The 13,143-nt window shown below is 66.8% G+C and carries 11 protein-coding genes; 3 read left to right on the top strand and 8 right to left on the bottom strand.

Going from position 1 to position 13,143, the window contains the following annotated elements; translation table 11 throughout:
• Positions 1-142: 142 nt before the first annotated feature.
• A complete protein-coding gene (locus FZ029_RS01205; protein WP_149198376.1) occupies positions 143-1,378 on the top strand; it encodes an MFS transporter in 1,236 nt (411 codons plus the stop codon).
• A gap of 6 nt (positions 1,379-1,384) precedes the next feature.
• On the opposite strand, the gene FZ029_RS01200 is transcribed toward FZ029_RS01205, so the two are convergent.
• The 7 genes from FZ029_RS01200 to dprA form a co-directional block, all read right to left on the bottom strand.
• Positions 1,385-1,876 (bottom strand): GNAT family N-acetyltransferase, encoded by a 492-nt coding sequence (locus FZ029_RS01200; RefSeq protein WP_149267705.1) that lies wholly within the window; start codon positions 1,874-1,876, stop codon positions 1,385-1,387.
• A complete protein-coding gene (locus tag FZ029_RS01195) occupies positions 1,873-2,169 on the bottom strand; it encodes a DUF1778 domain-containing protein (protein WP_149267704.1) in 297 nt (98 codons plus the stop codon). Before FZ029_RS01195 ends, FZ029_RS01200 begins: the two co-directional genes overlap by 4 nt.
• 117 nt (positions 2,170-2,286) lie before the next feature.
• Positions 2,287-3,582 carry an O-acetylhomoserine aminocarboxypropyltransferase gene (locus tag FZ029_RS01190; RefSeq protein WP_149267703.1) on the bottom strand — a complete coding sequence of 432 codons (1,296 nt, stop codon included), beginning with the start codon at positions 3,580-3,582 and terminating at the stop codon, positions 2,287-2,289.
• Positions 3,583-3,602: 20 nt separating this feature from the next.
• Entirely contained in the window at positions 3,603-4,139 is a 537-nt protein-coding gene (locus tag FZ029_RS01185; protein ID WP_188051794.1) for a CoA-binding protein, read from the bottom strand.
• Positions 4,136-4,942 carry an enoyl-CoA hydratase gene (locus tag FZ029_RS01180; protein ID WP_149267702.1) on the bottom strand — a complete coding sequence of 269 codons (807 nt, stop codon included), beginning with the start codon at positions 4,940-4,942 and terminating at the stop codon, positions 4,136-4,138. The genes FZ029_RS01185 and FZ029_RS01180 overlap by 4 nt, the downstream gene beginning before the upstream one ends.
• A gap of 430 nt (positions 4,943-5,372) precedes the next feature.
• Positions 5,373-8,162: a type I DNA topoisomerase gene (gene topA / locus FZ029_RS01170; protein ID WP_149267700.1), complete on the bottom strand. Its 2,790-nt coding sequence runs from the start codon at positions 8,160-8,162 to the stop codon at positions 5,373-5,375.
• A 46-nt stretch (positions 8,163-8,208) separates the two neighbouring features.
• Positions 8,209-9,357 carry a DNA-processing protein DprA gene (gene dprA, locus FZ029_RS01165; RefSeq protein WP_149267699.1) on the bottom strand — a complete coding sequence of 383 codons (1,149 nt, stop codon included), beginning with the start codon at positions 9,355-9,357 and terminating at the stop codon, positions 8,209-8,211.
• Positions 9,358-9,782: 425 nt separating this feature from the next.
• On the opposite strand from dprA, the gene FZ029_RS01160 reads away from it, so the two are divergent.
• Complete coding sequence (locus FZ029_RS01160) at positions 9,783-11,261, top strand: PAS domain-containing methyl-accepting chemotaxis protein (protein ID WP_149267698.1); 1,479 nt, start codon at positions 9,783-9,785, stop codon at positions 11,259-11,261.
• A gap of 51 nt (positions 11,262-11,312) precedes the next feature.
• Here FZ029_RS01160 and FZ029_RS01155 read toward each other — a convergent pair whose 3' ends face one another.
• A complete protein-coding gene (locus FZ029_RS01155; RefSeq protein ID WP_149267697.1) occupies positions 11,313-12,110 on the bottom strand; it encodes an enoyl-CoA hydratase family protein in 798 nt (265 codons plus the stop codon).
• Between the two features lie 218 nt (positions 12,111-12,328).
• Between FZ029_RS01155 and FZ029_RS01150 the strand changes: the two genes are divergently transcribed.
• Positions 12,329-13,018 (top strand): rhomboid family intramembrane serine protease, encoded by a 690-nt coding sequence (locus tag FZ029_RS01150; RefSeq protein WP_149267696.1) that lies wholly within the window; start codon positions 12,329-12,331, stop codon positions 13,016-13,018.
• Positions 13,019-13,143: the final 125 nt, after the last annotated feature.

The following is a 13,143-nucleotide window of genomic DNA, read 5'->3' as shown; positions in this document are numbered from 1 at the left end:
ATATGCCGCGACCGGAGTCCATGCGGCATGCCCGCCATGAGGCAGGCGCATTGGACGGTTCAACCAACCCGTGCCAGCCTTGCAGTTCGCTTGCCTGTGAAACATTTCCCGGTCCGGACAGGTCCGGGGTCGGAGACGTTCCATGAGCCACCCTTCCGCCGCCTTGCCGTCGCCGACTTCGGCGCGGCTGTCCGTCGGATTCGCCTGGGTCGGGCATTCGCTGATGCACATCGTGTCGGCACTGTTCCTGACCATCGTGCTGGCGCTGGAAACGGAATGGAAGCTCTCCTATGACGAGCTGATCCGGCTATGGACGCTGGGCGCCTTCATGATCGGGCTGGGGGCGCCGCTGGCCGGCTGGCTGGGCGACCGCTGGAGTTCGGCCGGCATGATCGCCGTCTTCTACCTGATGACCGGCGGCGGAGCGGTTCTGGCCGGGCTGTCGGACGGGCCGGAGATGCTGATGTGGTCGCTGGCCCTGCTGGGGCTGGGGGCGTCGATCTACCACCCCGTCGGCATGGCCTGGATGATGGCGAATGCCGAGAACCGCGGCAAGGCGATGGGCTGGCTCGGCCTGTTCGGCACCTTCGGTGTCGCCACCGCCGCGGTGGTCGCCGGCAGCCTGACGCAATGGCTGAACTGGCGCATGGCCTTCATCATCCCCGGTGCGATCTGCCTCGTGCTGGGTGTCGTTCTGGCCCTGCTGATGATGTCCGGAGTCGTTCAGGACCGCCACGCCGACGTGAAGCCGCAGCCCAAGCCGTCGCGCGGCGACGTGGTGCGCGCCTTCTTCGTGCTGTCGCTGACCATGGTCTGCGCCGGGTTGATCTTCAACGCCATGCAGGTGGTGCTGCCCAAGCTGTTCGAGGCGCGGCTGGGCGGCTGGCTCGGCACCGGCACGCTGGGGGTCGGCGGGCTGGTGACGGCGGTCTACCTGATCTCCGCCCTGCCGCAGATGGTCGGCGGTGTGCTGGCCGACCGCCATTCGCTGAAGCGGGTCTATATGCTCTGCCTGCTGGCCCAGATTCCGCTGATGGCCGCGGTCGCCGTTCTGGCCGACGTGCCGCTGGTGGCCGCTGCGGCCTTCGTGGTCATCGCTTCACAGACGCAAATCCCGGCGGAGAACATGCTGCTGGCCCGTTACACCCCGGACAAGCACCGCGGGCTGGCCTTCGGCGCCAAATACATCCTGTCCTTCGGTGCCGGCCCGCTGGCGGTGCAGCTGGTCGCCTGGGTCTATGAGCGCACCGGTGAGTTCACCATGCTCTACCTGACCTTGTCGGCGCTGGCCGCCATCGCCTTCGCCGCCGCCCTGCTGCTGCCCGACGACCGCCGCAAGGCCGAACCGGTGGCGGAACCCCTGCCGGCGGCGGAGTGAGGTGCGTTACAGGTTGTCCCGCAGGTCGGCCAGAGTGACCATCAGCATCATCGGATCAATCGGCGAGGTATCGAGGCCGAGGCGAAGATAGAATCCCTTTGCCTCCTCCGACAGTGCATGGACGATCAGCCCGCGGACGCCGATCAGATCGGCTGCCTGCACGACCCGCAGGGCGGCGTCACGGAACAGGGCCCGGCCGAGACCCTGCCCCTGTCGTGCCCGCGAAACGGCAAGCCGCGCCAGCACTACCACCGGAATTGGGTCCGGCATGTTGCGGCGGAAACGTCCCGGCGCATCGGTGACCGCCACCGCGCTCGATGCCAAAGCATAATAGCCGGCAATTACGTCGCCGGCGCAGGCGACGAAGGTCCGCGATGCGCCGCTGGCCTGATTGGCCATGGCCCGGCGCCTCAGCCAAGTGTCCAGTGACGGCGTGCCGGAGTCGAACAGGTCGACGCGATGGTGGGGCGCAAGCGGCTCGGGCGCGGACAGCGTCATTCGCGGTCCCAGGGTGCGGGCGTCCGTAGGGCCCGGCGCAGCCGTTCATTGGGCTTGGGCGACGCATCCAGCCGGGCCAGGAACTCGGCATAAGCCTCCGGGCTGGCCGCTATGATCGCGCGGTCGAGCAGCGCATCCTCGGCGGCGCGGCGAGCTGCTTCCAGAATGAAGTCCGTGCGGTTCTTGCCCTGTGCCTGGGCCGCCCGGTCGATCAGGCTGCGCTCCTCCGGCCGGATGCGGATATTGAGCGTCTCGCGCCGGGACTTTTCTTCTGACGGTTCGACAGGCTGCATGGCGGCCACCTCCGGTTGGTGAGATAGCCTGCCATAGCGCAATGACAATGTCATTACAAACCAGCCCTTACGTGTCGGGAGCACGCCGGTCGTCCCGACGCGCTCCCCGCCAGATCGTCAGGCCAGCGTCTTGTTCAGCGCCTGATCCAGGTCGGCGATGATGTCCTCCGGCGTTTCCAGCCCGATCGACAGGCGGATCACGTCGGGGCCGGCGCCGGCCGAGGCCTGGGCTTCCGCCGACAGCTGGCGGTGGGTGGTCGAGGACGGGTGGATGATCAGCGACCGGGCGTCGCCGATGTTGGCGAGGTGGCTGAACAGCTCCACGCTCTCCACCACCTTCACGCCGGCCTCGAAGCCGCCCTTGACGCCGAAGGTGAGAACCGCACCGGCACCGCGCGGCAGGTACTTCTTCGCGAGATCACGGTACTTGGACGATTCCAGCCCGGCATAGCTGACCCAACTCACCGCCGGATGGCTTTCCAGGAACTGCGCCACCTTCAGCGCGCTGTCGGCGTGGCGCTGCATGCGCAGCGGCAGGGTTTCGATGCCGTTCAGCGTCAGGAAGGCGTTCATCGGCGCCTGGCTCGGGCCCAGGTCGCGCAGGCCAACGGCATGGCCGTGGATGGTGAAGGCGAGATGGCCGAAGGTCTCGTGGAAGCGCAGGCCGTGATAGCCGGGGTCCGGCTCGCTCAGCGCCGGGAACTTGCCGGACTTGCTCCAGTCGAACTTGCCGCTGTCCACCACCACGCCGCCGACCGAGGTGCCGTTGCCGGACAGGAACTTGGTGGTCGAATGCACGACCAGCGTGGCGCCCCACTGGATCGGGTTGATCAGGTATGGGGTGGCGAGCGTGTTGTCGACGATCAGCGGGATGCCGGCCTCGTCGGCGATCTTGGCGATGGCCTCGATATCCGTTACCACGCCGCCGGGGTTGGCGAGGCTTTCCACGAAGATCGCCTTGGTCTTCTCGGTCAGCGCCGCCTTGACGTTGTCGACGGTGTCGGTATCGACGAAGCTCGGCTGCCAGCCGAAGGCGCGCGGGAAGCTGATGCCGAGCTGGTTCAGCGAGCCGCCATAGAGCTTCTTCGAGGCGACGATGTGGTCGCCGGGCGCCATCAGCGGGAACAGCGCCAGCAGCTGCGCGGCATGGCCGGACGAAGTCGCGGTGGCGCCGGCGCCGCCTTCCAGGTTGGCCAGACGCTCTTCCAGCACCGCCACCGTCGGGTTGGTCAGGCGGGAATAGATGAAGCCGACCTTCTGCAGGTTGAACAGAGAGGCGGCGTCGTCGACATCGTCGAAGACGAAGCTGGTGGTCTGGTAGATCGGCGTCTGCCGCGCGCCCGTCGCAGGGTCGGGCGCGGCGCCGGCATGGATGGCGCGGGTCTCGAAGCCGAAGCTCTTCTGCTCAGTCATCTGCGTGTTCCCCCAGTTTATCAGATCAGCTTTTTGAACGATTTCGTCGGCGCCATGCGGCGCGTCACCAGCACATTGGAATTGACCCCGATCCGGCCGATCTCGCCGTACAGGCGCTGGATTTCCATCTTCGGGCAGCGGTCCATCACCACCGTCAGGCCGGCGGCCTGGGCCCGCGCCGCCGCCTCGTCGTTACGGACGCCAAGCTGCATCCACACCACCTTGGCCCCGGCGGCGATCGCCTCGTCCGTCACCCCTCCGGCGGCGGCGGAGTTGCGGAAGATGTCGACCATGTCCGGCGGTTCCGGCAGGTCCTTGAGGCTGGCGAAGACCGGCAGGCCGAGAATGGTCTGGCCCGCCATCTTCGGGTTGACCGGGATGACTCGATAGCCCTTGTCGCGCAGATACTTCATCACGAAGAAGCTGGCCTTCACCGGGTCGGCGCTGGCCCCCACCACGGCGATGCTCTTCGCGTTCTCCAGCACGCCGCGCAGGAAGGCGTCGGTGTAGTCGGCCGGATCGGTGATCCTGGTCTCGCTCAACTTGGGATCGGTCATCGGCCGCACCAGACCGGCGTGCGTTTGCCCAGGAAGGCGTCGATGCCCTCGGCGGCATCCTGCGCCATCATGTTCTCCGTCATCACCTTGGCGGCGTAGGCATAGGCGCCTTCCACGTCCAGATCGATCTGGCGGTAGAACGCCTCCTTGCCGGTGGCGAGGGTCAGCGGCGATTTGGACGCGATCTTGGCCGCGACGCCGTCCACCACCTCGTCCAGCTGGTCGGCCGGCACCGCGCGGTTGACGAGGCCGATGCGCTCCGCTTCCTCGGCGTCGATCAGGTCGCCCAGCAGCAGCATCTCCATCGCCGCCTTGCGCCCGACCGCGCGGGTCAGCGCCACCATCGGCGTCGAGCAGAACAGCCCGATGTTGACGCCCGGAGTCGCGAAGCGCGCCTCCTCCTCGCAATAGGCGAGGTCGCAGGTCGCCACCAGCTGGCAGCCTGCGGCGGTCGCCACGCCGCGCACCTTGGCGATCACCGGCTGGCGGACGCGGTTGATCGTCAGCATCAGGCGGGAGCACTGGGTGAACAGCGCCTCGTACAGCTCACGCGATGGGGCGGCGCGCATCTCCTTCAGGTCATGCCCGGCGCAAAAGGCGCCACCGGCCCCGGCCAGCACCACGGCGCGCACGGAGCCGTCCTCGTGAATGGCGTCCAGCGCGTCCTGCAGCGCCGCCATCAACCCCACCGACAGGGCATTGCGCGCCTTCGGCCGGTTCAGCGTCAGCGTGGCAACCCCATCGCGATCCTCGCGCAGGACCAGCGGGGCATGGGGGTCGTGAGTGGAAACCGCGGCGCTCATGGATGTTGTCCTCCCGTATTCCTTTGGTTGCGCACCGCCGGCAGCTTAACGCGCTGGGCCTATGGGTGACACGGGGAACCTGCAGGGCAGGGACAATGAGACGACAGGCCGAGGGGAATTTCAACAGAGAAATTTGTCTAAACAGGGATAATGTCTTTTATTTTAGTAGGAAAATACGTGCAGAATCCCCTTCCCCGGGGGTTAGGGCATTCACGCAATTCCAGGCATTGCTAAGTTTCTGGAACAAAAGGAACTTTGCGTCATCCCCGCGAAGGCGGGGATCCAGGAAACTCCGCAGATCCGCGGCGGATATGGCTGGATTCCCGCCTTCGCGGGAATGACGGTCGAGAAAATTGCTTTATCCCAATGTCTTACGTGACGCTGTGGTGTGCGAAAACCCCTCTCCCGGCGCAGGAGAGGGGGACTTCGGTTACGATGCCTTGGCGGTCTTCTTCTTAGGCGCGGCGGCTTCCGCAGGAGCATCCTTGGCGGCCTTGGCCTTGCTCGCCTTCTTGGCGGCCGGCTTCTTCGCCGCGGCCTTCGCCTTGGCGGGCTTCTCAGCCTCCGCACCCTCGGCCTTGGCCGGTTCGGCGTCCTTCGGGGCCTTGCCCTTCTTGGCGGCGTCCTTGGCGACCTTGGCGTCGATCAGTTCCAGCGCCTGTTCCAGCGTGACGCTGTCCGGCTCGGTTCCCTTGGGAATCGAGGCATAGACGCTGGCGTGCTTCACATAGGGACCGAAGCGGCCCGACCCCATGGTGATCGGCTTGCCGGTCTTCGGGTGGTCGCCCAGCGTCTTGGCCGGAGCCGACGCCTTCTTGGCGGCGCCGGCCAGCAGGTCGACGGCGCGGTTGATGCCGACGGTCAGCACGTCGTCATCGGGCGTCAGCGACTTGTAGACGCTGCCATGCTTCAGATAGGGGCCGAAGCGGCCGATGCCGGCGCTGATCTCCTCGCCGGTCTCCGGGTGGTTGCCGATGACGCGGGGCAGGGCCAGCAGCTTCAGCGCGGTGTCGAGATCGACGTCCGCCGCGGCCATGCCCTTGGGCAGCGACACCCGCTTGGGCTTCGGCGTTTCATCCTTCTTCTTTTTCTTCGCCTTCGGCTTCTTCCCGTCGGCTGCAGGCTCTTCCGCCGCAGGCTCCTCCGGCGGAGCGACCGCCGCGGTGGGCGCCGGGCCCAACTGGATGTAGGCGCCGTAGGGGCCGCGGCGCACCGTCACCGGCAGGCCGGTCTCCGGATCGTTGCCCAACTCGCGCGGGCCCTCCTGCGCCTCGCCGTTCTCGTCGTTGGCGACGGCGAGCGGCCTCGTGTAGCGGCATTCCGGATAGCGCGAGCAGCCGATGAAGGCGCCCATCTTGCCCAGCTTCAACCCCAGCCGGCCCTCGCGGCAGACCGGGCAGACGCGCGGGTCGTGACCGTCCTCGGTGGCGGCGGGGAAGAAATGGGCGTCGAGTTCGTTGTCGAGGGTGGTCAGCACCTGGGTGATCGTCAGATCCTTGGTGCCGTTCACCGCCACGTCGAAGGCGGTCCAGAAATCGCGCAGGACAGTCTTCCAATCGATCTTGCCGTCGGAGATCTCGTCCAGCTGGTTCTCCAGCTCCGCCGTGAAGTTGTACTCCACATAGCGGTGGAAGAAGTTCTCCAGGAAGGCGGTCACCAGCCGGCCACGGTCTTCCGGGATGAAACGCCGCTTGTCCAGCCGCACATAATTGCGGTCCTGCAGCACCTGCAGGATCGAGGCATAGGTCGACGGACGGCCGATCCCCAGCTCCTCCAGCTTCTTGACGAGGCTGGCTTCGGAATAGCGCGGCGGCGGCTGGGTGAAGTGCTGGTCCGGGACGATGTCGCCGCGGTCCAGAGCGTCGCCCTGGTCCATGGCCGGCAGGCGGCGTTCCTGCTGGTCGTCCTCGGCCGCGTCGTCGCGATCCTCCTGATAGACCTTCAGGAAGCCGTCGAACACGACGATGGAGCCGGTGGCGCGCAGCACCACGTCCTTCGACGGGCTGGCGATGTCCACCGCCACCTGATCCAGCACGGCGCTTTCCATCTGGCTGGCCAGCGTGCGCTTCCAGATCAGTTCATAGAGCCGCAGCTCGTCGCTTTCCAGATAGCCGGACACCGATTCGGGGCGGCGGTGCAGGTCGGTCGGACGGATGGCCTCGTGGGCCTCCTGGGCGTTCTTGGCGGCGGTCTTGTAGACGCGCGGCTGGGCCGGGACGTATCGCTCGCCATAGTGCGAGCCGATCAGGCTGCGGGCGCCGTCGATGGCCTCCTGCGACAGGCTGACGCCGTCGGTTCGCATATAGGTGATGAGGCCGACAGTCTCGCCGCCGATGTCGACGCCCTCATACAGCTTCTGCGCCGTGCGCATGGTGCGGGTGGCGCCGAAGCCCAGCTTGCGCGAGGCCTCCTGCTGCAGGGTGGAGGTGGTGAAGGGCGGCGACGGGTTGCGGCGGCTCTGCTTGCGCTCGACCTGCGACACGGCGAAGGCCTGCGGGCGGATCTTCGCCACCGCGGCTTCCGCCGCCTCGCGGTTGGGCAGGCCGAACTTGTCGAGCCGCTTGCCGTCCAGCTGGGTCAGCGACGCGGAGAAGGAGGCCCCCGCCGGCGTGGTGAAGCCCACCGCGATCGACCAGTATTCCTGCGGCTTGAAGACCTCGATCTCCGACTCGCGCTCGCAGATCAGGCGCAGGGCCACCGACTGCACGCGGCCGGCCGACTTGGAGCCCGGCAGCTTGCGCCACAGCACCGGCGACAGGGTGAAGCCGACCAGATAGTCCAGCGCCCGGCGCGCCAGATAGGCGTCGACCAGTTCGCGCGACACGTCGCGCGGGTTGGCGATGGCGGCCTGCACCGCGCTCTTGGTGATCTCGTTGAAGGTGATGCGCTGGACGTCGCGATTGTCGGTCAGGTGCTTTTCGCGCAGCAGCTCCGACAGGTGCCAGGCGATGGCCTCTCCCTCGCGATCCGGGTCGGTTGCGAGATAGACGCGGTCGGCCGACTTCACCGCCTTGGCGATCTCGTCGATGTGGCGCTTGGAGCGGTCGCCAAGCTCCCATTCCATCGCGAAGTCTTCATCCGGGCGCACCGAGCCGTCCCGCGCCGGAAGGTCGCGGACATGGCCGAAGCTGGCGATGACGGTGTAGTCGTCGCCCAGATACTTGTTGATGGTCTTCGCCTTGGCCGGCGATTCGACGATGACGACGTTGCTGCCCGGCAAGAAACCAGCCCTTCGCGTATGCCCACTCAAACCACGGCGATGCCGATCAGGCGAGAGAGACCTGATGACCGGGAAGACGCTGGACTCGGCCGGCAAGCTCAAGTTCCAGAACCACGGTCAGCACCACCGGAGCGGACAATTGGCACCCGCGAACGAGTTCGTCAATGGTGACGGGCGAGTGGCCCAGGTTTTCCAGCACCAGGGCGCGTGCCTTCGCGAGGTCGGATTCGTCCAAATCGGCTCGCGGTTCCGCCGCAATGGCGTGGGTATGGATGGGGGCGCTGAACAGGTCGCGCTGCCGTTCCGCCAGCGTCGGCGGCCGCAGATTTTCGATCGCGCGCAGCACGTCGTCGGCCCGTTCCACCAGCGTGGCGCCCTCGCGCAGCAGGTTGTTGGTGCCGTGGCAGCGCGGGTCGAGCGGGGAACCCGGCACCGCCATCACCTCGCGCCCCTGTTCCAGAGCCATCCGCGCGGTGATGAGAGAACCGGAGCGCAACGCCGCCTCCACCACCAGAACGCCCAGCGACAGGCCGGAGATCAGGCGATTGCGGCGGGGAAAGTGGCGGGCCTGCGGCTGTGTGCCGATGGGGCTTTCCGCCACCACGACGCCCTGCGCCACGATGTCGCGGTAAAGCCCTTCGTTCTCGGGCGGATAGACCACGTCGATGCCGCCGGCCAGCACCGCGGCGGTGCCGCTGGCGATCGAGCCGGCATGGGCGGCGGTGTCGATGCCGCGGGCGAGGCCGGAGACGACCAGCAGCCCGGCTGCCCCGAGTTCGCGCGCCAGCGATTCGGCGAACTTCTTGCCGTTCAGCGAGGCGTTGCGCGCGCCGACGATGGCGACAGCGCGGCGCCGCAGCAGGTGGGCATGCCCGGCGACCGAAATCACCGGCGGCGCATCGTCCACCGCGGCCAGCGGCTCCGGATAATCGGGTTCGCAGGCGCAGAGCAGGCGGGCGCCGAAGCGCCGGTTGGCCTGCATCTCCCGCTCCGCTTCCGCCTTGGAGGCGACGCGCAGCGGCTTGGTCCGCCCACCGCGCCGCGCCAGTTCCGGCAGGGCGTCCAGTGCCCTTGCGGCGCTGCCATACTGCTCCAGCAGGCGATGAAAGGTGATCGGCCCCACATTTTCCGTACGGATCAGGCGAATCCAGTCGATCCGTTCGGCGTCGGTCAAGGGATGGCGCGGTTGTGTCATGTCCCGAGTTATTACAACCATCCGATGGTGCGCACAACATGCATTCGCATGAAAGTGGGCTTGGCGCGACGCCAATGCTCCTGTCGGTGTGGGCCGATGCGTGTCCGGTGCGTCCGTCGCCCCCGTCGCCCTCGTCGCCTTCGGGGAGCCGTTCCGCTTGGTCTGTTCTGGTCGGTGCGGCATCGCGACATGAACAGCATGCTGCGAAGCAGCATTGTTTCCAACCCTAAGTGCTCAACCAAAGATGTTGCTGCGGCTTGGTTTGTGTGACTTGTTCGGTAGGTTTCTGGTTATGTCGCGATACATCAGCTTCTGCTTTAAAAATCTGAAGAAAATGTCACAAGATGTCGGAGATGGCCTTATGGAATTCCCTCAAATTGCCGGTATGATCCGAACCATACCATCGTACTCACGAGGGGAAGCCGATGTTCGGACGGGGGAAGATCAATCAGGCGCTCGGGCGCAAGATGGCGGCGCTTGATGGGCTGCGCGCCAAGGTGATGGTGGCGGATGAAAATCTGACCATCGTCCACGTCAATCCCGCCGTTGTGGCGTTGCTGCGCGAGGCCGAGAGCGACCTGCGCAAGGATTTGCCCCGCCTGGATGTCAATCGTCTGGTCGGCAGCAACATCGACGTGTTCCACAAGAACCCGAGCCACCAACGTGGACTGCTGGCGTCGCTGACCAAGCCATACGGCGCCACCATCAAGGTCGGCGGACACCAGTTCGATCTGCTGGTCACGCCGTTGACCGAAGACGGCCGGCGCATCGGCTTCGTCGTCGAATGGGCCGATGCCAAGGAACGGCTGGAGAACCTCGATTACGCCGCGCAGATGGCGGCGATCAACCGGTCGCAGGCGGTGATCGAGTTCACGACCGAGGGCATCATCACCAAGGCCAACGACAATTTCCTGAAGGTGATGGGCTATCGCCTGGACGAGGTCGTCGGCAAGCACCACAACATGTTCGTGGAGCAGGCCTATCGCGACAGCGCCGACTATGCCCGTTTCTGGGAAACCCTGCGGCGCGGCGAATTCCAGGCGGCGCAATACAAGCGGATCGGCAAGTCCGGCAAGCCGGTTTGGATCGAAGGCGCCTACAACCCGATCCTCGACGAGAAGGGGCGGGTCGTCAAAGTGGTGAAGTTCGCGGTCGACGTGACCGCGCAGGTCTCGCTGCTGAACAACCTCAAGGTTCTGATCGACAAGAATTTCGGCGAGATCGACCAGGCGCTCCAACTGTCGATGGGGGAGGCGCATTCCGCCAACGACGCCGCGGGCTCCACCTCCGCCAGCGTCCAGGCGGTGGCGGCGAGTGCCGAGGAACTGGTCGCCTCCATCGGCGAGATATCCCAGAGCATGACGCGCGCCCGCTCGGCGACCGACGGCGCCTTCGACCGCACCGTCGCGGTGGCGGAAAGCACCGACCGCCTGGCCGCCGCCGCCCAGGCGATGAACGGCATCGTCGGGCTGATCAACAGCATTGCCGGCCAGATCAACCTGCTTGCGCTGAACGCCACCATCGAAGCGGCCCGCGCCGGCGAGGCGGGGAAGGGCTTCGCCGTCGTCGCGTCGGAGGTGAAGAACCTGGCCAATCAGGCCGGGAAGGCGACCGAGCAGATCTCCGCCGAGATCGAAGGCATCCAGTCGACCTCGACCGAAGTCGCCAATGCACTGAACGCCATCCGCGAAGCCGTCTCGGTGGTGCGGGAACATGTGACCGGCACGGCGTCGGCGGTGGAGGAACAGAGCGCCGTCACCCAGAACATGTCGTCCAACATGCAGAGCGCGTCCGCCGCCGTGGCAACGGTGACGTCCAACATCTCCGCCATTTCCACCGCGGTCAGTCAGGTGGCCGGTGCGGTCGGACGGACGAAGGAGGCGGCGCACGTCCTGGTGCGGTGATGCGGAGCCGGCCGGGTGCCGTGACGGACGACGCCCGGCCGGCTTTATCGCTCAGCGTTTGTGGAACACCGGACGGCGCTTCTCGAAGAAGGCGGTGATGCCCTCCTTCGCCTCGCCATGGTGCAGGGCCTCGACGAACAGGTCGCTTTCACGGGCAAGCTGGGTGGCGAAGCTGCCATAAGCCAGTTCCATCAGCTTCTTCGCCCGGCCCATGGCGCCGGCCGGCCCCTCGGCGATGGTCTGTGCCCAGGCGGTCGCCTCATCCAGCGCCCGGTCCGGCGCGGTGACGCGGTTGACGACGCCGGCGGCATGCAGGCGCGCCGCATCGACCGGACCGCCGGTCAGCATCAGTTCGGCATAGAGTTGCGGCGGCAGCGCGCGGGCGAGCGAGGCGGAGGCGCCGCCGTCGGCGGTCAGCCCGACCTTGACATAGGCGGTCAGGAACTGGGCATCCTCCGCCGCGACGATCAGGTCGCAGGCCAGTGCCAGCGAGAACCCGGCACCGGCGGCCGGCCCCTCCACCGCGGCGATGATCGGCTTGGGGCATTCGCGCATGGCCCGGACCCAGCCGTGGAAGCGCTCGATTCCGTCCCGGTTCTCCGACCGCGAGCGGCTTCCGTGGTGATAGAGGTTGTTCAGGTGCCCACCGCTGCTGAAGGCGCCGCCGGCGCCGGTCAGCACGATGGCGCCGATTTCGGGGTCGTGCGTCGCCTCGTCCAGCGCGTCGCGGCCGGCCGCCATCATCTTCAAGCCCAGCGCGTTGCGGGTGCCGGCGTCGCTCATGGTCAGCACCATGACGCGCCCCTGGCGGTCCACCGTCATGCTGCCGGTATCCTGACGTTCGTTCATGGTCGTTTCTTCCCCGGTTGTCATTGTCCGGCGAAGGGACCCTCGCCGGATGGTAGAGCCACTGTGCCAGCCGGTGGCCGGCGCTCCAATCCGTACGACCGGTATAGGAGGCCCCTGAGCGGCGCAGGAAACGGCTGTTTTTCGCCAATACCCCTTCTTACATTGGGGTGAGACTTATCGCCGCGCGAAGCGGCGGCACCGAACAGCGGGGGCAGGGGATGGCGCTGGCGCTGGACCGGCAAGGCCGGAGCGGAGGAACTGGACCGGTCGCCGTTGCGCCCATCCCGCCCTATGCCAACCGCACCGTCATCCTTGTCTGCGTGCTGGCCTTCGTCCTAAGGTTGCCGCCGGAGTCCTTTGCCTTTGTTCCCGCCTATTTCTTCGGAACGGTCGAGTTGGCGGGGCCGTTGCCCACCGGTGCGCTGTGGCGCGGGCTGTTCGGGCATGTGCTGATCCACGGCGACCTGACGCATCTGGTTTCCAACATGGCCGTGCTGTGGCTGTTGGGTGACGTGGTGGAGCGGGAAGCCGGGCATCTCCGCTATCTGTCGCTGTTCCTCGCCGGCACGGTGGCGGCGGCGTTGACGGAAGGGCTGCTCGCCGTCGACCGGATGGCGCCGCTGATTGGGGCGAGTGGGGCGATCTGTGCGCTGATGGGCGCCTTCCTGTGGATGCGGCCGCGCTTCGGATTGATGTCGCGGCGCCGGCCCCGGCGGCTGGTACAGGGGGCGATCCTGGCTTTCGCACTGCTGAACGCGGCGATGACGCTGGTGCCGTTGAAAGGCGACTCCCCGTTTGCCGACGTCGGCTGGGCCGCGCACGCGGGCGGGGTGGCGGCCGGGCTGCTGTTGGGCGGAGTGCTGCTGTGCCTGTGTCCCAGGCACGGCCGACGGGCCGGCGATCCTTGAGCGGTCGTGATTCTGCTCCACCGTTGGCGATTGTGAAGCTCGTCGGGGTGACCCGTTGCCGTTGGCGGGAAAAAGCACTATTTTCGGGGTGGGTGTGCCGGGGCTCCTATCCCCGGCACACCCAC

Source organism: Azospirillum sp. Sh1 (assembly GCF_008365135.1).
Lineage (GTDB): Bacteria > Pseudomonadota > Alphaproteobacteria > Azospirillales > Azospirillaceae > Azospirillum > Azospirillum oryzae.
This window is presented reverse-complemented; position numbering and strand designations above follow the sequence as displayed.

Coding starts and splice junctions, on each gene's coding strand:
- FZ029_RS01200 (WP_149267705.1), bottom strand. CDS start 1,876: ATGACGCTGTCCGCGCCCGAGCCGCTTGCGCCCCACCATCGCGTCGAC.
- FZ029_RS01195 (WP_149267704.1), bottom strand. CDS start 2,169: ATGCAGCCTGTCGAACCGTCAGAAGAAAAGTCCCGGCGCGAGACGCTC.
- dprA (WP_149267699.1), bottom strand. CDS start 9,357: ATGACACAACCGCGCCATCCCTTGACCGACGCCGAACGGATCGACTGG.
- FZ029_RS01150 (WP_149267696.1), top strand. CDS start 12,329: ATGGCGCTGGCGCTGGACCGGCAAGGCCGGAGCGGAGGAACTGGACCG.
- FZ029_RS01185 (WP_188051794.1), bottom strand. CDS start 4,139: ATGACCGATCCCAAGTTGAGCGAGACCAGGATCACCGATCCGGCCGAC.
- FZ029_RS01180 (WP_149267702.1), bottom strand. CDS start 4,942: ATGAGCGCCGCGGTTTCCACTCACGACCCCCATGCCCCGCTGGTCCTG.
- FZ029_RS01205 (WP_149198376.1), top strand. CDS start 143: ATGAGCCACCCTTCCGCCGCCTTGCCGTCGCCGACTTCGGCGCGGCTG.
- FZ029_RS01190 (WP_149267703.1), bottom strand. CDS start 3,582: ATGACTGAGCAGAAGAGCTTCGGCTTCGAGACCCGCGCCATCCATGCC.
- FZ029_RS01155 (WP_149267697.1), bottom strand. CDS start 12,110: ATGAACGAACGTCAGGATACCGGCAGCATGACGGTGGACCGCCAGGGG.
- FZ029_RS01160 (WP_149267698.1), top strand. CDS start 9,783: ATGTTCGGACGGGGGAAGATCAATCAGGCGCTCGGGCGCAAGATGGCG.